Source organism: Butyricicoccus faecihominis (genome assembly GCF_024462775.1).
Lineage (GTDB): Bacteria > Bacillota > Clostridia > Oscillospirales > Butyricicoccaceae > Agathobaculum > Agathobaculum faecihominis_A.
This window is the reverse complement of record NZ_JANGCE010000002.1, coordinates 166,682-185,797: the sequence shown is the minus strand read 5'-3', so window position 1 is coordinate 185,797 and position 19,116 is coordinate 166,682. Positions and strand designations below refer to the sequence as shown.

18 protein-coding genes are annotated in these 19,116 nt (G+C 54.3%); 16 read left to right on the top strand and 2 right to left on the bottom strand.

Going from position 1 to position 19,116, the window contains the following annotated elements; translation table 11 throughout:
• Nucleotides 1–19 precede the first annotated feature (19 nt).
• The 6 genes from NE562_RS02435 to NE562_RS02410 all read left to right on the top strand — a co-directional run bounded on the left by NE562_RS02435 (nucleotide 20) and on the right by NE562_RS02410 (nucleotide 5,732).
• On the top strand, nucleotides 20–910 hold the full coding sequence (locus NE562_RS02435; RefSeq protein WP_280960804.1) for a CoA transferase subunit A: 891 nt from the start codon (nucleotides 20–22) through the stop codon (nucleotides 908–910).
• Nucleotide 911: 1 nt separating this feature from the next.
• Nucleotides 912–1,793, top strand: a complete 882-nt coding sequence (locus tag NE562_RS02430) for a CoA-transferase (protein ID WP_280960803.1) — start codon at nucleotides 912–914, stop codon at nucleotides 1,791–1,793.
• Nucleotides 1,790–2,764: a substrate-binding domain-containing protein gene (locus NE562_RS02425; protein ID WP_280960802.1), complete on the top strand. Its 975-nt coding sequence runs from the start codon at nucleotides 1,790–1,792 to the stop codon at nucleotides 2,762–2,764. Before NE562_RS02430 ends, NE562_RS02425 begins: the two co-directional genes overlap by 4 nt.
• A 62-nt stretch (nucleotides 2,765–2,826) precedes the next feature.
• Nucleotides 2,827–3,228: a cupin domain-containing protein gene (locus NE562_RS02420; RefSeq protein WP_280960801.1), complete on the top strand. Its 402-nt coding sequence runs from the start codon at nucleotides 2,827–2,829 to the stop codon at nucleotides 3,226–3,228.
• A gap of 60 nt (nucleotides 3,229–3,288) precedes the next feature.
• The gene (locus NE562_RS02415; protein ID WP_280960800.1) at nucleotides 3,289–4,410 is read left to right on the top strand and encodes an iron-containing alcohol dehydrogenase; all 1,122 of its coding nucleotides are present in this window, start codon (nucleotides 3,289–3,291) and stop codon (nucleotides 4,408–4,410) included.
• Nucleotides 4,411–4,424: 14 nt separating this feature from the next.
• Nucleotides 4,425–5,732: an acetyl-CoA hydrolase/transferase family protein gene (locus NE562_RS02410; protein WP_280960799.1), complete on the top strand. Its 1,308-nt coding sequence runs from the start codon at nucleotides 4,425–4,427 to the stop codon at nucleotides 5,730–5,732.
• Nucleotides 5,733–5,928: 196 nt separating this feature from the next.
• Here NE562_RS02410 and NE562_RS02405 read toward each other — a convergent pair whose 3' ends face one another.
• A complete protein-coding gene (locus tag NE562_RS02405) occupies nucleotides 5,929–6,969 on the bottom strand; it encodes a zinc-dependent alcohol dehydrogenase (protein WP_280960798.1) in 1,041 nt (346 codons plus the stop codon).
• A 28-nt stretch (nucleotides 6,970–6,997) separates the two neighbouring features.
• On the bottom strand, nucleotides 6,998–8,065 hold the full coding sequence (locus tag NE562_RS02400) for a GntR family transcriptional regulator (RefSeq protein ID WP_280960797.1): 1,068 nt from the start codon (nucleotides 8,063–8,065) through the stop codon (nucleotides 6,998–7,000).
• A 483-nt stretch (nucleotides 8,066–8,548) separates the two neighbouring features.
• On the opposite strand from NE562_RS02400, the gene NE562_RS02395 reads away from it, so the two are divergent.
• The 10 genes from NE562_RS02395 to NE562_RS02350 all read left to right on the top strand — a co-directional run bounded on the left by NE562_RS02395 (nucleotide 8,549) and on the right by NE562_RS02350 (nucleotide 19,049).
• Entirely contained in the window at nucleotides 8,549–9,556 is a 1,008-nt protein-coding gene (locus NE562_RS02395; protein WP_280960796.1) for a sugar ABC transporter substrate-binding protein, read from the top strand.
• A gap of 124 nt (nucleotides 9,557–9,680) precedes the next feature.
• Entirely contained in the window at nucleotides 9,681–10,634 is a 954-nt protein-coding gene (locus tag NE562_RS02390) for an ABC transporter permease (protein ID WP_280960795.1), read from the top strand.
• Between the two features lie 86 nt (nucleotides 10,635–10,720).
• Nucleotides 10,721–11,644 carry an ABC transporter permease gene (locus NE562_RS02385; protein ID WP_280960794.1) on the top strand — a complete coding sequence of 308 codons (924 nt, stop codon included), beginning with the start codon at nucleotides 10,721–10,723 and terminating at the stop codon, nucleotides 11,642–11,644.
• A gap of 10 nt (nucleotides 11,645–11,654) precedes the next feature.
• Nucleotides 11,655–13,169 (top strand): sugar ABC transporter ATP-binding protein, encoded by a 1,515-nt coding sequence (locus NE562_RS02380; RefSeq protein ID WP_280960793.1) that lies wholly within the window; start codon nucleotides 11,655–11,657, stop codon nucleotides 13,167–13,169.
• Nucleotides 13,127–13,975, top strand: a complete 849-nt coding sequence (locus NE562_RS02375) for a type I 3-dehydroquinate dehydratase (RefSeq protein ID WP_280960792.1) — start codon at nucleotides 13,127–13,129, stop codon at nucleotides 13,973–13,975. The genes NE562_RS02380 and NE562_RS02375 overlap by 43 nt, the downstream gene beginning before the upstream one ends.
• Nucleotides 13,972–14,781 (top strand): type I 3-dehydroquinate dehydratase, encoded by an 810-nt coding sequence (locus tag NE562_RS02370; RefSeq protein WP_280960791.1) that lies wholly within the window; start codon nucleotides 13,972–13,974, stop codon nucleotides 14,779–14,781. Before NE562_RS02375 ends, NE562_RS02370 begins: the two co-directional genes overlap by 4 nt.
• Before the next feature lie 3 nt (nucleotides 14,782–14,784).
• A complete protein-coding gene (gene iolM, locus NE562_RS02365) occupies nucleotides 14,785–15,963 on the top strand; it encodes a scyllo-inosose 3-dehydrogenase (protein ID WP_280960790.1) in 1,179 nt (392 codons plus the stop codon).
• A gap of 12 nt (nucleotides 15,964–15,975) precedes the next feature.
• Nucleotides 15,976–16,821, top strand: a complete 846-nt coding sequence (locus NE562_RS02360; RefSeq protein WP_280960789.1) for a sugar phosphate isomerase/epimerase family protein — start codon at nucleotides 15,976–15,978, stop codon at nucleotides 16,819–16,821.
• 38 nt (nucleotides 16,822–16,859) lie between these two features.
• Nucleotides 16,860–17,882: a Gfo/Idh/MocA family protein gene (locus tag NE562_RS02355; RefSeq protein WP_280960788.1), complete on the top strand. Its 1,023-nt coding sequence runs from the start codon at nucleotides 16,860–16,862 to the stop codon at nucleotides 17,880–17,882.
• A 15-nt stretch (nucleotides 17,883–17,897) separates the two neighbouring features.
• On the top strand, nucleotides 17,898–19,049 hold the full coding sequence (locus tag NE562_RS02350) for a Gfo/Idh/MocA family protein (RefSeq protein WP_280960787.1): 1,152 nt from the start codon (nucleotides 17,898–17,900) through the stop codon (nucleotides 19,047–19,049).
• Nucleotides 19,050–19,116 lie beyond the last annotated feature (67 nt).

Sequence of the window (19,116 nt, the reverse complement as noted above, 5' to 3'; positions counted from 1 at the left end):
CGAAGGGAGCTGAATCATAATGACTGCTCGTTTGGAAAGCCGCACCATTAAATTGAAAAGTATACACGACGCGGTCGCGCCCATTCGGTCGGGAAGCGAGGTCGCCATTGGCGGTTCTTATAATCGCCGCCATCCAATGGCCTTGGTGCACGAATTGATCCGTCAGCAGAAAACGGATTTGGTGCTGAAAGGTTGGAATAACGGAATCGATTATGATCTTTTGATCGCGGCGGGGCTGGTGCGTGAAGCGCATTCATCGTACGTGGGAATGGCAAATTTGGGACTGGCAAAAAATTTTCGCAGGGCCTATCAAGAGCGTCGCATACGGTATGTGGATCATACGGAAACAACAGCGCAGGAGAGGTTCTTGGCAGCGAGCAAAGGCCTGACTTTTGCGGTATCAAAAGTTCCCCTACATACGGCGCTGATGGAGCAGGCTGATTACCAAAAAACCATTTCCTGTCCTTTCACAGGGGAACGATATGTTGCCTTACAGGCATGGACGCCCGACTATGCCTTAATCCATGCAAGTCGGGCGGATGAATACGGAAACATTCAGTTCGATGCGGTGCGCATGATGGAAAATGAACCCGATATTTTTATTGCGAAAAGCGCAAAAAAGCTGATCGTTTCGGTCGAAGAGATCGTTGATACGGAGGTGATTATGAAAAGCAAATTCCAAACCTTATTGCCGGGTTTTTTAGTGGAAAGCGTTTGTCTGGCGCCGTTAGGCGCACACCCGAACTCGTGCGATGCGCGCTATGATTTTGACTTGAAACATGGCGAATACTATCAGGCATGCTGTGCAACGGATGAAGGCAGCCGGCAGTATATTGAAGAGTTCGTCATGGCCCCCGGAGACTGGCAAGAGTATTTGGCCAAAGTAGCGATACAAAGGGAGGGGAAGTGAAATGAAACCATGTGACTATACGTTGGAAGAGCTTCTGGCGGTTGAAATGTCACGCCACATTAGGCCGGATGATCTATGCGGTTTTATCGGAACAGGGACGGGCGGCAAGGCTTATATTCGTGCGGTGGGCATTCCGGCGGTGGCGGCGCGGTTAGCGCAACTAAGACAAGCCCCTGATTTTATCATGTGTCTGGGCTCGGTGGTAGATATGGAACTGGATGGGGACTGCATACCGGAAACGAACTTTGAACCGGACGTATTGGCGTGGCCCGGCCGCGCGCAGCTACCGTCCCACGATGTGCTCAACTTTTTTATGCGGGGACACGTCAGTATCGGTTTTATTTCTGCGCCGCAGGTCGATCAATTCGGCCATACTAATCTTGTGCAGATCGGCAGGGGAGAGCGCATCAAAGCACGTTTTCCGGGCTGTCTGGCGCAAAGCGAGATCATGTCTATGGCCAAGCGAACGTTTGGCATTTTTCAGCACGACCGCCGTACCTTTGTGGACCATGTGGACTTTGCATCTTCGGCAGGCCAAAATGACCGGGAAGGCTTGCCGGGCGCGGGACTGGTGCTCGTATTGACACAGTACGGCGTCATGGAATTTGGGATAGATGGCAAAATGAAAGTGCGAAGTATCCATCCCGGCTGTACCAAACAAATGATAGTCGAAAACACAGGGTTTGCCATTTCCATACCGCGAGACGTTTCGGTAACGGAACCGCCGACAAAAGAGGATCTGGCGCTGATTCGCACGAAGATCGACCCCAAACGAAAATTCCTAAATGCAGGCATAACAGGAGAACCGGCAACTTTGCAGATTGATCTCCAAAAAGTTGCGTCTGACGAGAATAATCATACGAAAAGGAGCGAAAAAGAATGAAAAAGCGATTTGCACTGATTATGGCAGGGTTCATGCTGGTCTCTGGTCTGGCAGGCTGCACGGGCGGCGAAACAAATGCGGATGGGAACGAGGAAGTTCGCAGCGACGGCGCCGAAAAGCTGGTGATTGGTTTTTCGCAGGATAAGAACGATATCGATTGGACGCAAAGTATGAAAGAGGACATTCAGGCGACTTGCGAAGAAAATGACGTGGAACTGACGATCACGGATGCGAACGGCAGCGGGGAAAAAGCAGCTTCCGATATTGAAGATTTAATCACCCTTGGCGTGGACGCGATCATTGTACAGACATATCACGCGGATACGATTGCAAACGCGGTGCAGGATGCGGTCGACGCGGGCATTCCGGTGATCGCACTGTCATCCGAGATCCCGGGGGCAAACGTAACGTCTCTGATTACTGTGGACGCGACGGAAACCGGACGGATGATGGGAGAATATGTACAGAATAAATTCCCGGACGGCGCCTATATCGTGCAGCTCACAGGCAAGGAAGGGTCGCTGGTCAATGTGAACCGCGGCGTGGGGTTCCATGAGATTATTGACGCCAATACGAAATTTACGGTTTTGTCCGAACTTTCCTGCAACTATGAACGCAGCAAAGCTATGACCGCTATGGAAGATCAACTGCAAGCGCACGGGGATAAGATTCAGGTCGTGTACTGCCATAACGATGACATGGCGCTGGGCGCGATTCAGGCGATCGAATCGATGGGGTATACGGCGGATATCGATCATGGCATTTGTGTGGTATCCGCTGCGGACGGTATGATTCCCGAGGTTTTGGATAATGTTGAAAACGGGAAAATGGTTTCCGGTTATTTTCCCACCTTTGGCAAGGAAGGCGTCGAAAACGCACTGAAAGCCATTCGGGGTGAAGCGGTGGAGGCTAAAATATTGGTTCCCTCCGAGGTGATCACCACGGAAAACGTCGACCACTACAGACGTTAAACGGAGCGGCGGAGACTGGTTTTTTTACACAGTCTCCGCCACGAATGAAAGGTGGTAAGACAATGAATTTATGCAGCAATGAGCGCGATGGAGAAAAGCGCGATATGAATGGCCGCCGGGTTTATTGGTTGCAAACACCGCAAAAAACAGGCGGCATGTACAGCTCTGTTTGTACGGTCGTTTATGAACCGGGCGCCAGAGCCAAGCCGGCCCATGCGCATGATCATGGAGAGGAAACCGTTTTTGTTCTTTCAGGTACGGGTAAAGTAAAAGTAGGTGGTGAAACTTTTGGGCTGGAGCCGGGAGCTTGCGTTTTGTTTCCGCAGGGCGTTCCGCATATGGTTTGGAACACGGGGGAAATCCCGCTGCACCTCGTGTGTTTTTATGGACCGAAGCCGGATGCTGTTCAGTACACCTTTTATGAGGATTTTGATTTTCCGGAATTTTCTCAAGAGAAGAGGTAGCGGCTCATTCGCGTCCAATCGGAAGAAAGTCCAAAGGAAGGAATCGGGTGAAAGACGAATATGAAAGATTTTAAAATTGTCACCGGTATGAAGGAGTTTGCAAGCTTTCAGCAGTTTGCCAATGAAGAACATTTGGGCATCGATGATTTAATACTGACCAATGCGTATATTTATGAACCGGCAATCGCACGGCTGGATTTGTCCTGTCAGACTTTGTTCCAAGAGGAGTTTGGTGCGGGCGAGCCTACCGATGTGATGGTGGACGGGATTTTGCAGTCGCTTCGCGGCCGGAAGTACCGCCGGATCATTGCGGTAGGCGGCGGCACGGTGATCGATATTGCGAAGGTTCTGGCGGTCGCCCAACGCGATGATACGGTAGATGCTATGTACGGGCGTATGGCCGCGCTGCAAAAGGAGCATCCGCTGATCCTTGTCCCCACGACCTGTGGTACGGGCAGCGAGGCGACGAATATTGCGATCCTCAATCGAACGAGGAAGGGGATAAAGGTCGGGCTGGTATCGCCGGCGATGTTTGCGGAAAAAGCTGCGCTTATACCGGAGTTGCTTGCTAGTCTGCCATATCCGGTGTTTGCAACAAGTTCGATCGACGCTATGATACACGCGGTGGAAAGTTACTTAAGCCCGAACGCCTGTGCGCTGAGCGAGGTGTTTTCCGAGCGTGCGCTGCAGCTGATACTGCGCGGGTGGAAAATTACGGTGAATTGCGGGGGGCCGGAAGGATGGAAGGGGCAGGCGTTGGAATTTTTGCGTGCGTCTAACTTTGCCGGTATTGCATTTGGCCATGCGGGCTGCGGGGCTGTACATGCGTTGAGCTATCCGCTGGGCGGTGTGCATCATATCCCGCATGGACAGGCCAACCAGCTGATGTTCGCGGATGTGATGCGCAAATATCAGGAGAAAAAACCGGTGGGCAAGCTGAACCGGCTGCAGGAATTGCTCTCGGCTGCGCTGTGCAGTACGCCTGAACGCGCGCTGGACGAGCTGTATGGACTGATGGACAAGGTGATGAAAAAAACGCCTTTGCGCATGCACGGCGTGACAGAGGAGGAGCTTCCGGTGTTCGCGCGGAATGTGCTGAATACGCAGCAGCGTCTACTTGAGAACAACTATGTGGAGCTTTTGGAAGACGATATTTTGGATATCTATCGGCGGGCGTTTTGAGCAGGGAGGGCGCAATGGATTGGAGGACCTATTATAAAGAGCATACGCTAACGCCTGAGCAAGCCGTATCGGTGATTCATAATGGCGACCGTGTGGTGTTCGGCCATGCGGTGGGCGAGCCGATCGTCTTTCAGCGTACGATGGCGCGCATGGCCGATCGGTTCAGCGGCGTTGAGGTCGCGCATATGGTCTATCTCGGTTCGGGTGAGTATTTGCAGCCCGGCATGGAGGGGCACTTTCGGCACAACGCGTTATTCGTCGGTGGGCCGGCGCGCAAGGCAATCGCGGAGAACCGGGCGGATTATACGCCGGTTTTCTTCTCCGATGTACCGCGAATGTTTCGTGATGGAACACTTCCCGTGGATGTTTTCGCATTCACCTGTTCGCCGCCGGATGAGCGCGGATATGTGTCGCTCGGTCTTTCATGCGATTACGGCGCGCAGGCGGTCAAATCGGCCAAAACGGTGATTGCTGAAGTCAATTCCAATATGCCGCGTACTTATGGAGAGAGCTTTGTGCATGTGTCCGAAATTGACGGCTTTCTTTGTTCATGGGAACCGCTGCCGGAGAGCAAACCGGCTGTAATCGGAGAAATCGACCGCAAGATCGGTGAACATATTGCGGGCCTTGTTCAGGATGGAGATTGTCTGCAGCTGGGGATCGGTGCGCTGCCGGATGCGGTGTGCACGTTTCTGGGTAGCAAAAAGGATCTTGGTTTGCATACCGAAATGATTTCAGATGGTGTGTTGCCACTACTGGAAAGCGGTGTGATCAATGGCAAACGTAAGCAACGCGATATCGGTAAAGTCTCGGTCACCTTCTTGATGGGAACGCGGCGTTTGTACGATTATGTCAACGATAACCCGATGATTCGTATGCTTCCGGTGGACGTGTGCAACAATCCCGCAGTGATTTCGCAAAACGACAATGTTGTTTCCATCAATTCCTGCGTGCAGGTCGATCTGCAAGGGCAGGTTTGCGCGGAAGCGATCGGCCTGCGGCAGATCTCTGGCATTGGTGGCCAGATGGATTTTGTGCGCGGCGCCAATCTTTCAAGCGGCGGACGGTCGATCATTGCCCTGCATGCGGCAACAAACGACGAATCCGCGTCCAAAATCGTGTCCACCTTGACAGACGGCGCGCCTGTGACAACAAGCCGTTGCGATGTGGGCTATATCGTGACCGAATACGGTGTCGCGTGCTTGCGTGGTCAGACGCTGCGCGAGCGAGCGAAACGCCTAATCGCCATAGCGCATCCGAAGTTCCGCAAGGAGCTGGCCGAGGAATATCAGGCGCGTTTTGGGACATGTCCGTCATTTTGAAAAAGTATGTGCGATACAGGGTATAGCAAGCCTTCCGTAGCTTGATTGTATCGGTGACGCGATACGAAGGACGACATTTGCATGGTTGCAAGACCGTGCAAATGTCGTCCTTTCGCCGTGTCAAAGAACCCTTCGCGCCGCAGCGCGAGGGGGTTCTTTTTTGTAGCGCCAGTGAGGAGGCGACGGGCAGGGGCACTTAAGCAATAGGCGAACCGTTTGGATAAACAATCACGCGGCATGCTTCCTTCCGGCGCATCAGATCAATGCCTTGCAGGATGTCGTCCAGTGCGAGCCGGTGTGTAATAAAGCGGTCGAGCGCAAGATCCTTGCGCTTTAAAATTTCAAGCGCGGAGGGAAAGTCTTTGCCCAGCACGCCGCAAACGGAAAGTTCGTTTAAGGTAAAGAGAGAAGGCGGCAGTGTGGTGGAAGCGTTGGCGTCAAAACCAAACAGGATAAGTCGGCCCTGCGGGTTCATCAGCGGCAGCGCCTCGGAAAAGATCGGGCCGCGGCCGACCGCGTCGATGACTAGGTCCGCGCCGTATGGCCAGTGCGCCCGCATCACGTCCTCCACTCGTTCCTTTTGCGTATCCACGACGATGTCCGCCCCGCAATTTCGCGCCTCCTGCACCCGCCGTTCCCCTTTGGCGGTGACGATAAGGTTCTGTATGCCGAACAGCTTCAGCACGCGGACAAAGGTCAGCCCGATCGGCCCGGCGCCGTACAGCAGCACATGGTCGACCGGCGTGGGGCGCGCCCGATGGATGGCGTTCATTACGCAGGCGAGCGGCTCGGCTTGCGCCGCGATTTCTGGGGGAATGGACGGATCCACGCGGTAAAGCTGCTTCGCTTCGACCAAAGCGTACTGCGCGAAACCGCCGTCCCCGGTCTGGCCGTAGTGGTAGGAATTGGAGCAAAGATCGCCCTTTCCGTGGGTGCATTCATAGCAGGCGCCGCAGCGCACGCGGGGATTGACCGCGACCCGCTCGTTCAAGGCGAAGCCTTGAACGGCTTGGCCCATTTTAACGATGGTACCGCAAAACTCGTGCCCGTAGACGATGCCGGGCTTCATGTACTGTCCCGGCGGTACGGCAAGTCCGTGCAGATCGCTGCCGCAAATGCTGGCCGCCTCGATTTTGAGCAGCAGCTGGGTATCTCGCTGGAGCTGGGGGATGGGGACGGACTTGACCGTTAATACGCCGTTTCCTTCAAAAATCGCGGCACGCATCAGATTGCTCATGGGATGAATCAGTCCTTTCGTAAAAAAATTATGGGTCGGCGATACGCCGTACGGAGGAGCGCTCGACGATTTCGGGTTCAAAGATATAGGTCGCGTCAAAATTCGGATCATCAATTCGCCGCAGCAGATGTTCCGCCGCGACCCTTCCCAACTCGTTGAGCGGATAGGAGATGCAGGACAACTCGAGCGGGTGCATGGACAAGAGCGAATTATCATAGCTCATCACCGAAAGGTCGTCCGGGATCTTGACGCCGCGCTGCAGCAGCGCCGGCACGACCTTGGCGGCAATGTCGTCGTTGTAAAAAAAGACCGCGGTACACTGCTGAATCTTTTGGCATAGGGACTCCATCAAGCCCTCCGGAACATTGGTATAGAGCGGTTCGGTGACCCAAAATACGTGATCCTCGGAAAACGCAAGCCCATGATCCGTTAAAGCGCCGACATAGCCTTGATACCGCAATACGCCTTGCAGATCATCGATCTTCCCCACGTGGAAGATTTTTTTGTGTCCGTGTCGGATGAGATATTCCGTGGCTTTATAGCCCCCCTTGCGGTCGTCTAACGATACATAGGGGATCTCGGGGAAATCGGGATAGTATCCGTCGATCAGGATGACGGGGAGCTTTTGGCTCAATTCGGCGATCAGCTTGCTGGAACGGGGGATCACTGCCTTGGTGATCTCGATGATCGCGCCGGCATAATTGGTGGATAGGATCTCGCGGATGGTGTTTTCCTCATAGTCGATCCGGTTGTTGGTGACGAATACATTGCTGATATAACCGTGTTTGGTCAAAACGCCATTGATGCTGGCTGATTTGTAGGGAAAAATGTAACTGTCCGCGTCCGTGATCAGCACGGCGATGTTTTTGGAATTGGTGGGCGGAAAAACGCTTTTGAAAACAAAAGTGCCGGAACCCTTGACGGTATAGATCAATTTCTTTTTCAAAAGGCAAGAAAACGCGTTGCGGATCGTCTGCCTGCTGACGTGGAACTGGCTCATCAGTTCCTTTTCGGTAGGGAGCTGTGTGCCAGGCTGTAAGGTATGGGACAGTATCTGCTGCTCGATTTGGTCGGCGATTGATAAATATTTTGGCATAATAACCTTCGCTCCATCATCCTACATGCTCTAAAACATGAAGATATCCTATGTATGTTGCTGTATCGATCCTATATATCATACATTTTAGCACGGTTATTCTGCAAAAACAACCCGATCGTCCGCTGAAAAAGGGTTGGATGGTACGCGGTTAAGGGAAAGATCGTTCTTACTGCGTATATACATGTTTGCAAATCCTGTTGTTAATATGTATTTGATATGTACTAAAATTAGAATAAGACATATTGATGTCAAACGCAATGGATATTGTGCTGAAATGGGCAGCGGAAAAATGTATAGAATGCATAAATTAACGATTGATTCAAAGAAATAACAAGCGATGTGGCTAAATATAGCCTATAAAATTTGGGAGAATAATGCATTGAAACAGATGGAAGGAAGGATGTACTATATAAGCATACAAAATACATGATTCTAAAAAGAATATGTATTTAAAATGCATTGTTGAAAGGAGCATGAAAAATGGCAAAGAGAAGAAGAGGTATCGCGTTGCTGATGGCCGCTGGGTTGACGGTGGGTCTCGTCGGATGCGGAACGCCGCAAAGCGATGTCGGAGGTTCAGCAACAGCCGCGGGCTCGGACAATGAAAAGGGGACCATCGTTTTCAGCACCAAAACGATCACAAACAACGAATTTCAGCGGGTTATGGTCGAAGAATGCCAGAAGGAAGTGGAGGCGGCGGGCTTTAAGTTCGAGCTGACGCTGGCGGGCGATGAGTTGACGGTATCAAAGCAGGTGGAAAACATTGAAAACGCCATCAACCGCGGGGCGAAAGGTATCGTCATAGCGCCTATGGACGGCAACGCGATCATACCGGCGCTCAAGAAGGCGAAAGAAGCGAATATCCCGGTGATTATCGCCGACGCCGCCGTGGCGGAAGGCAACGAGGATCTATATGTGACCTATATCGGCTCTGACAACTATAAAATTGGCTATGAAGCGGGCAAGCGGATGATCGAAAAGGTCAAGGAGGGCAAGGTCTGTACGGTTCGCGGCGCGTCCGGCGCCATGGGCGGCGAGCTGCGTGCGCAGGGCTTCCAAGAAGCGATTGAGGAGCAGGACAAGGTCAAGCTCGTCAACCAGCAGGCCGGCAACTGGCTCAGCGACGTCGCGATGCAGGTCACGGAGAACATGCTGTCGTCCGATCCCGATATGAAGGGCATTTTCCTCTGCTCGGACGCCATGCTTTCCGGCGTGATCAGCGGCGTGCAGAACAAGGGACTGAATCCGGCGGATATTGCGATCATATCGGTGGACGGCAACAAATCGGCGTTGGATTCCATCAAAGCGGGCAACTGCTACGGCTGTGTCGCCCAGTATCCCGGCGTGATCGGGCAGAAAAGCGGAGAGATCATGGCCGATATTGTAAGCGGCGAAACCAAAGCGGAGGATTACGACAAATACATCGACTCGGGCTACTTTTTCATCAATCCGGATAATACCGAAGAAGCGGAAGACGTGGTATTCTAATGCGATATTTCATATGAAGTTGCCGCCGAATGCTTAGGCGCGGTCGGGCGGCGTTCGGTTCGGGTGAATAATCTTTGGTTATTCACCCGAACTTGTACCCACGGAAAAAGGAGGAGTATCGGAAGTGAAGCGTAAGAGCGTTCAAAAGAAGCATATTTTTTATTTGGCCTTACTGATCCTGCTTTGCGTCTGCGGAAGCTTTATCCCGGGCTTTTTTACGTTCAATAATATCATGAACGTTACCAGACAGGCTTCCACCATCGCGATCTGTGCGTTGGCCATGACGCTGGTACTGATTATTAAGGGCATCGATCTGGGTACCGGCGGCGTGATGGCCTTTTGCGCCATGGTCAGCGGGTTCTTGATGCTGGGAGGTATCAATATCTATCTTTCCATGCTAACGGGCGCGCTTGTCGGCATGCTCATTGGCGTGTTGAACGGTATTTTGGTATCCAAGATCAATATCCCCCCCTTCATCGCCACCTACGTCACCGGACAGATCATGCTCGGCCTTGCGCTGGTGGTAGGCAAGGGCACCTCGATCAGCGGTCTGCCGGATTCCTACGCCGCCATTGGAAACAACCTGATCCTCCGTATCCCAATCAACACATGGATTATGGTGATTCTGTTTGTGATCACGTCGGTAATCCTGCGTTACACCCGTATGGGCAAGCATATTTACGCGCTGGGCGGCAGCGAGAACACGGTCAAGACCGAAGGAATTTCTCCCTCTCGCGTGAAGATTTTCGCGTTTGCCGTTTGCGGCCTGTTTTCCGCGATCGCGGGCATTCTGCTGAGCGCGCAGATGGCGACCGTGCACCCGACGCAGGGCGCGGCTTATCAGTTGGACGCCGTCGCGGCTTCGCTGATCGGCGGCGTAAGCATGCTGGGCGGCGAAGGCAAGGCTTGGATGAGCGTGGTGGGCGCGCTGATCATCGGCTTTTTGCGCAATGCTTTGGATATGCTGGCCTTCGATCCGTTTTATCAGAATTTAGTCATCGGCGCGGCGATCATCGTCGTGGTCGGCGTAAGCGTATTGAACAAGAACAAAGAGCTCAAATCGGCGAAGGTCTTTTAACGGACGGAGAGGTGTAAACAATGGCTGCTGTAAAAAATGTTGCCGCACCCTCGAAGGGGAGCGGAAAACAAAATGTAAAGCATTTTGTGAAATCCTATGGTAATGTCATTATTTTTGTTGCCGTCTGGCTGTACGGCATGCTGTTTGTCGAAAATTTTATCGGCGTCGACAATGGCGTCAATATCATCACACAGGGCTCGATTGCCGCAATTTGCTGCTTGGGCATGACCTTTGTATTGATGACCGGCGGCATTGATCTGTCGGTCGGCTATTTGGTCGGCTTTTGCGCGTACATCTTTGGGTTTTGTTCGGTCACAAAGGGCATGCCGGTTCTGACCGCCATCCTCCTTACGCTGCTCGTTGGCGCGCTGTTCGGCCTGCTCAACGGGATTCTGGTGCAGCTTCTGCACATTCCGGCGTTTATTGTAACACTCGGAACGGGGTATATCATTTATGGCATCGCGCAGATCTTCAGTAACGGCTCGGCAATCACCAACCTGCCGGAATCCGTGCTCGCGGTCGGCCGCGTGCAGATCTTGGGGTTGTCCTCTACCGTTTGGATCATGCTGCTGGTCGCGCTGGTCTGCTTTTTTATCCTGCATAAATCTACTTACGGCCGGGCGCTGACCTCGGTCGGACTGAACGCGGCCGCCAGCCGCCTGAGCGGCATCAACGCCGCCTTTACGACTGTCGCGGTGTATGTGATATGCGGCCTGTGCTCCGCGTTGGGCGCGGTGCTGATGGCGGCGCGCGTCAACAACTGCGTGTGCACCATGGGGGGGACCGACTTTACGTTCACGGTCATCACCGCGGCCGTGCTGGGCGGCGCGAGCCTGTTCGGCGGCATCGGTTCGGTGTGGGGATCGCTGCTGGGCGTCATGACGATCTTCACCATACAGAATATATTGGGTCTGATGAGTGTGAACTATTACATGTACACAGCGGTACAGAGCATTATTATTTTAGCTGCGATTATCTTTGAAAACGTGAAAAACCGAGTGATTCAGTAAAGGCGGCGGCATGATGGCAAAAATATTAGAGATGAAAAACATCACGAAATATATCTTTGATGAATACGGCAAAAAGATCGCCGGCACCACGGTAAAGATCCTCGACCGGGTGAATTTTGATTTGGAACACGGAGAAGTACACGTTCTGATGGGAGAAAACGGCGCTGGCAAGTCCACCCTGATGAAGGTGCTTGGCGGCAATATCGCGGCCGACGAAGGAGCGATCACGCTGGACGGATCGGCCTATTCGGTCAAGGGCCCGAAAGAGGCGCGGGAAAAGGGCGTGGCATTTATCCACCAAGAGCTCAACCTTTGCTTGAATCTGGATATCGCGCATAACATTTTTCTCGGGCGGGAACCGGTAAGGCGCGGCTTTGTTGACCATCAGTATATCTATCAAAAAAGCCGCGAGTATTTGGACGAATTCGGCTTCCGCGAGATCGACCCGAAAACCATGATCCGTGACCTTTCCACCGCGCGGCAGCAGGTCGTGGAGATCGTCAAGGCGCTTTCGTACCAATCAAAGATTCTGATCATGGACGAGCCGACCGCGTCGCTGACAGCCAGCGAGATCAATCATTTGTTCGACCTGATCCGCAAGCTCAAGGCAAACGGGGTCAGCATCATCTACATCTCCCACCGTATGGACGAATTACAGGAGATCGGCGACCGCCTCACGGTGCTGCGCGACGGGCAATCGATCCAGACCATCTCCATGCGGGAATTTGATCAGGATAAGGTCGTTAAATTAATGGTCGGGCGTACCATCTCGAACATGTATACCTGTACGCATACCGTGGGTGCCGAGGATGTGATCGAGGTGGAAGGCCTGCGGATAGGGCCGAATACCGAGCCGATTGACCTGCACATCAGAAAGGGCGAGATCGTCGGCATGGGCGGCTTGGTCGGTTCGGGCCGGTCGGAGCTGGCCCGGAGCATCTTCGGCGTGCGGACGTACTTCGGCGGGAAAATCGTTTACAAGGGCCAAACCTATACCGCGCCGACAGCGGGCCGATCCATCAAACAGGGGATCGCCTACCTTTCCGAGGATCGAAAGATCGATGGATTGATCATCGATAAGGACATTAAAGAAAATATTTCACTGGCTTCGCTCTATCGGCTGTTTCAAAACCATATGGTGAACAAAAAATTGGAGCGGCAGGAGGCCGCCGCGAAGATCGAGGAGTTAAACGTTATTTGCCGTTCCATGGATCAGCCGGTCAGCACGCTCAGCGGCGGCAACCAGCAAAAGGTGTTGTTCGCCAAGTGGCTGGAAAGCAAGCCCGACCTGCTCATTTTGGACGAGCCGACCCGCGGTATCGACGTGAACGCCAAGGCGGAAATATATGAGATCATGGACGGCATTGCGAAGCAAGGCGTGGCGATCATGATGATCTCGTCCGAGTTGCCCGAGCTGATCGGCATGAGCGACCGTATCTATGTGATGAAAAAGGGATCGATTTCGCTGGAAATAGAGGATAAATGCCAAATGACGCAGGAACGGATATTGGAAAGCACTTTGTAAAGGAAAACGGTGAGATCATGAAGCTGCAAAGCAAGAAAAAGGTACGGGCAAAAACGTGTGAAATCGGCGGTAGCCGTTATCGGGTATTCGGAAGCATGGCGCCGGAAAACGCGGAAGCGCTGCGGCGGCAGCTGAACCTGCCCTGTGTCGGTACGTTGGACGTGTTAGAGATCGTCTTGAACCAATACGGCGCGCTTAACCGTTTCGCGGAGGATCTTGCGGCGTGCGTTTCGCTAGAGATCCCTATCAGCCTTCGGATAAAGGAGCAAGGCGCCGACGACCCGGTTGACAAAACGCTGGGCCTTGCGGTACTGGAAGCCTGTGTGCGCAACGGCCTTGCTGATTTTGTGGATATAGAGCCGGAGGACAGCGGGTTTGTTTCACAGGTAAAGGCGCTGCTTTCGGGCACGGGCGTAAAGCTCATCCTGACCCGGCAAAATTACCGGGGCGTTGGCAGTAAGGCGGAAGTGTTACAGGCGGCACAGACGGTCGAAGCGATGGGACCGGCGCTGACGCGGGTGCTGTATCTGGCGGTGGACGATGTGGATATGCTCCACATCGCGCAGGCGGCGCGAAGCGCAAAGCAGCAGGGCATGCTCGAAACGCCGTTTTGTATTTCCGCCATCGGCGAAGCGGGGCTGATGCTGCATCTTTTCGGCGAGCGCTGCGGCAATGATTTCGGAAGCTATCCGCTCAGCCGGAAAGCGAACGAGGGCATGGCGCTGGAGACCCTTGACGAGTACCGAAAGCTGCGGCGCATATACGCGATCGATCATGAGTACGATGGGGACGGTGACGGGACATGAAATTATCAAGCAGGCTTCAATATCCAATGAACGGCGTGACCATGGGCGGTGAAAAATACCTTTCCTGCATCATGGTCAAGGAGGGCAGCCAGCACGCGATCCTTGCGGCGGCCGAAGAAGTCATGCTGCATGCGCCGGACATCGTGGAATGGCGGCTGGATTACGTAGCCCCCATGGCGGATACGGATTTTGCCGAGCGCCTGCTATGCGAGACCGCGAACCGTTTGGCCGATATTGTCAGGGATTCCACGCTGCTCGTGACCTTCCGCGTCAAGGAGCAAGGCGGCGTGCGTGCGTTCCCGCGCGATCTGCGGCTGCGCATGGTCAAGGCCTGCATCCAAACCGGGCGTATCGGCATGGTGGACGTGGAGATCGACAGCGATGAAGCATATATCGAAGCGATCAAGGAAACGGCCGCGCGCTTCGGCACCAAGGTGCTGCTTTCGTTCCATGATTGGGACCGCGTACCGGATAACGAATTTATGCTGAACAAAGTGCGGGAAGCGATGGACAAGGGCGCGGACATCCCCAAGTTGTATTTGACCGCGCACAGCTACGAGGATGTGATCCGCATCGCGGAAACGGCGAAACGGATTCGGGAGCAGGGCATATGCAAAACGCCGTACTGCATGTGCGGTATGAACCACATTGCCATGGTCACGCGTATTTTGGGCGGCGAATGCGGTTCGGATTTTGGATATTTTACGTGCAGCGGCGCGCGCGGCGGCTACGAAGAGGACGAGGATTATTTTAAGGCCATTCTCGAGGTGTTTGATATGACGGAAAGCGAACTGGGGGTGCGGTAAACGATGCGTGCATTTGTGTTGCGAGGGGAATGGGCGCCGACCGGCGGGGTCAAGCTGGGTGAAAGGGAGCAGAAGGAGCATCGCTCCTATACCTCCGGCTTGTGCTGGAAGAATCTGTCCTATCAGATGGAGGATGTGCGGACGCCCGAACCCAAAGAGGACGAGGTGCTGATTCGAGTCGGCGCTTGCGGCGTTTGCGGGAGCGATATCCACTCCATTGCATCAAAAGAAAACGGTTATATGCAGTACAACTGCCATACGCGGCTGCCGGTCATTCTAGGGCACGAGTTTTCAGGCGAGATCGTGCAGACCGGAAAAAACGTAAAGGAGTTTAAGGCTGGCGATCTGATCGCGGTCGAGCAGATTCATTATTGCGGGAAATGTAACAACTGCCGCATCGGCCTTTACAACAACTGTGATGAGCGCGAGGACATCGGCCTTTCCGCGGATGGCGGTTTTTGCGAATACGCGGTCGTGCCGGAAAAGTATTGCTGCAAGATCAACGACATCGCGGAATTGCTGGGCAGTAAAATGGCCGCTTTGGAAGCGGGCGCGCTGGCTGAACCGACCGGCGTTGCCTATCATTCGGTCGTGATCAACGCGGGCGGGATCAAGCCGGGCGCGCATGTCGCGGTATTCGGCGCGGGGCCGATCGGTCTGTCGGCGGTGGCGCTCTGCCGTGCGGCGGGCGCGGCGAAGGTCTTTGTGTTCGATACGGTTCCCGAAAAGCTGGACCTTGCAAAGAAAATGGGGGCGGACGTTTGCTTGAACCCGTTGGATTATCCGGCGGCAGGCGAGCTGCCGGGCATTGTATTAGAACTGACCCACGGCATCGGCTGTCATATGTGTATTGAAGCGGCCGGCAACCCGGGCCAAACCTATCCGCAGATCGCGGGCATGATGTCCGCGCATGCCAAGCTGGTACAGATCGGCTTGCCCGGGCGGGTGCCGCCGATCGATATGACGCCGTTCATCTACAACGGCACCTCGGTATACTGCTGCAGCGGTTCGGCGGGCAGCGACATTTTCCCGAGCGTACTGCGCATGTTCGCGACAAAGGTACTGGATATGCGGCGCTGCATCGGCGGCCGTTATCCGCTCGAAAAGACCGATCAGGCGATCGCGCGGGCCGGTTCGGGCTGCGCGGGCAAAATTTTAGTCAGCCAGTTTTATGAGGCGTAAGGAGAATACAAGATGTGTACTGCGTTTGATTCGGAAAAATATAAGCTGGCCGTACCCGAATGGTGTCTGCCGGGCGATAGTATTTTTAGCATGAAAATGGCCGCCGCGCTGGGGATGGACGGGGTGCAGATCGAAGCGGGGTTTTATGAGACCGGGTTCAAACTGGGCCATCCGTGGGTTCGGTCGCTGTATCGGGAGGCGGCCGAGCAATATGGGGTCGAGTTAATTTCCATTGTCATGAACGATTTAAACGTTCACGGCTTGCGCAACGGCCGCGGCACGGCATTTGGCGATATTGCCTATGAAGGGCTGGATATCGCGCTGGAAGCGTCGGCGGCGCTGGGCGTTCCGGTGCTGATGATCCCCAGTTTTGTCGATAACGATATGCGCACCGAGCGGGATATCGAAAACACGGTGGAAGCGCTACGGTATGCATGCGACGAAGCCGCGCAAAGCGGCACGATCATCGGGACCGAAACCGCGATCTCGTCGGCGCAGCTGCAGCGGCTGCTCGGCTTAGTGAATCGTGAAAACTTAAAGCTGTTTTACGATTCGCAGAATTACAGGTGCTTTCGCGGCTATGACCCCATGGAGCATTTGCCGATTGTCTATCCCTACATGGTAAACCAACTGCATGTAAAGGACGGCTTGGGCGAAGCCTACAGCAGCAAATGTCTGGGCGAAGGAGATTCGCGTTTTGAGGAGCAAATCCGCTTTTTGCGCGAACAGGATTATCGGGGCTGGTTTGTTTTTGAAAACTATTATACAAAGCTGCCCCTGCGGGGAGAAGCGAAGGACCCCAATGATCTGTTCCGGAAGGATATTGCGAAGCTGCGATACGAACTGACAAAGGACTGATTATTTTAGGCATGGGTTATTCAAAAGGAGTGGGAAACATGTTACGCATTGGAGTTATAGGGACCGGCGGTATGGGTCGGCACCATATCGGGAACATACGGTCGGTCATTCCGGGGGCAAGGGTCACGGCGGTCAATGATGCGAACGAGGCTATCGCAAAGCAGGTCGCAGCAGACTGCGGCGCGCGCTTTATCGCGGAGCCGCGGCAGCTGATCCGCGCGGACGATGTGGACGCGGTGATGATCGCGTCTTGGGACCCGACGCATGAGGAATTTTCGATCGCCGCCATCGAAGCCGGAAAATATGTTTTCTGCGAAAAACCGCTGTCGGATACGCCCGAAGGCTGCCTGCGCATCATGGAGGCGGAGCAAAAGGCGGGCAAGCGGCTGCTGCAAGTCGGCTTCATGCGCCGCTACGATCAGGCTTACCGGGAACTGCGCGCGGTCATTGAAAAGGGAACCATCGGCAGGCCGCTGGTGGTACGGGCGCAGCACCGCAACCTAGCTCCGGCGGGCGGCGCAACAATCACGAGCGATATGTCTGCGACCAATGCGCTTGTGCATGAATTTGATATTACCCGCTATTTGATCGGCGGCGAAGATACCTACGTTTCCGCGCAACTGGTCGCTCCGCGTTCTTCGCGCTTTTGCGGGGACGACTTGATCGATCCGCAGCTCGTGTATTTGGAAACCAAGCAGGGCGTTCGCGTGGAGTTGGAATTGTTCTGGTACTGCCACTATGGGTACGACATCCGCTGCGAAGTGGTGGGGGATCTGGGAACGGCCAGTCTGCCCGATCCGGCCCACACGGTCGTTCGCTGCGACGGACAAAGCGCCTTTCAGATCGTTCCCACTTGGCAGGAGCGTTTTGATGAGGCGTATATCACTGAGCTTCGCGAATGGATCGCCTCGGTACAAGCGGAAAACATTACCGGCCCCTCCGCGTGGGACGGCTATATCGCAAGCTTGGTGGCGAGCGCCTGCCGCCAGTCCCGCCTGACAGGCGGGATTGTCCCGATCCGATCGGTCGATTGTCCGGATTTTTACCATGTAAATTTTTAAAGAAGGTGATGCGAAATGAACAAGTTAACATTTGGTATGGTGGGCGGGGGCGGCGGCTTCATCGGCGATGTGCACCGGCATGCGGCGCTGATGGACGACCTCGCCATCCTCAAAGCGGGCTGCTTTTCGCGCAATATTGAGAAAAACCGCGCGTTTGCGCAGCGGTGGAACATTGACAAGCCGGAACGCGTGTACGCAAGCTATGCGGAAATGGCCGAGCGGGAGGCCGCGCGCGCAGACGGGATTGATTTTGTGTCCATCACTACCCCGAACGACACGCACTACCCGATCGCTAAGTGCTTTCTGGAGCGCGGCATCCACGTCATGTGCGATAAGCCGCTCGCGCTGAATGCCGCGCAGGGCCGCGAATTGGCCGCGCTCGCCAAGGAAAAGAGTTTACTTTTTGGCGTGACCTATACATATACCGGCTATGCGATGATCCGGCAAGCGCGCGAAATGATCGATGCGGGAGAACTCGGCAAGATCACCTGCATACAGGGTGAATATCCGCAGGAATGGCTGGCGGTATCGTTGGTGTCCGGTAGTTCGGAACAGGCGACTTGGCGGCAGGAACCGGCGCGCTCGGGCGCGTCCGGCTGCTGCGCGGATATCGGCACGCACGTTGAGTGCCTGATCGCGAAAATGACCGGCCTGCATCCGCGCCGTGTCATTGCCCGGTTCGACAGCATTCCGGCAAATATCCCGTTGGAGACCAACGCGCAGGTCATGGTCGATTTTGACGGCGGCGTGCCGGGTATGATCTGGACCTCGCAGATTGCCATAGGCCATGAGACCGAGCTGACCGTACGCATTTTTTGCGAAAAGGGTTCGGTCGAATGGAGTCATCTCAAGCCGTGGGAGCTGCGCGTGACCCGGATCAACCAACCGCCGCAAATCTATACGACCAATCGCGATTATTTATATCCGGCGGCCAGAGAGCTGTGCCGTTTGCCGTCCGGCCATATTGAGGGGTTTTATGAGGCGTTCGGCAATTTGTACCGTGGGTTCTGCGTCAACCTGATCGCCCGCAAGACCGGCGGCGACCCGGGCTCTTTCCGCTATCCAACCGTTGAGGATGGCGTGAAGGGGATAGCATTTGTAGACGCCTGCTTGGAATCGAACGCGCATAACAATGTATGGGTCACGGTAGACAACGGAAACGGATAATCTGATTGCATCAAAAAAGCACCGCTCCGCCGGCTTTCAGCCGGCGGAGCGGTGCTTCTATATAATA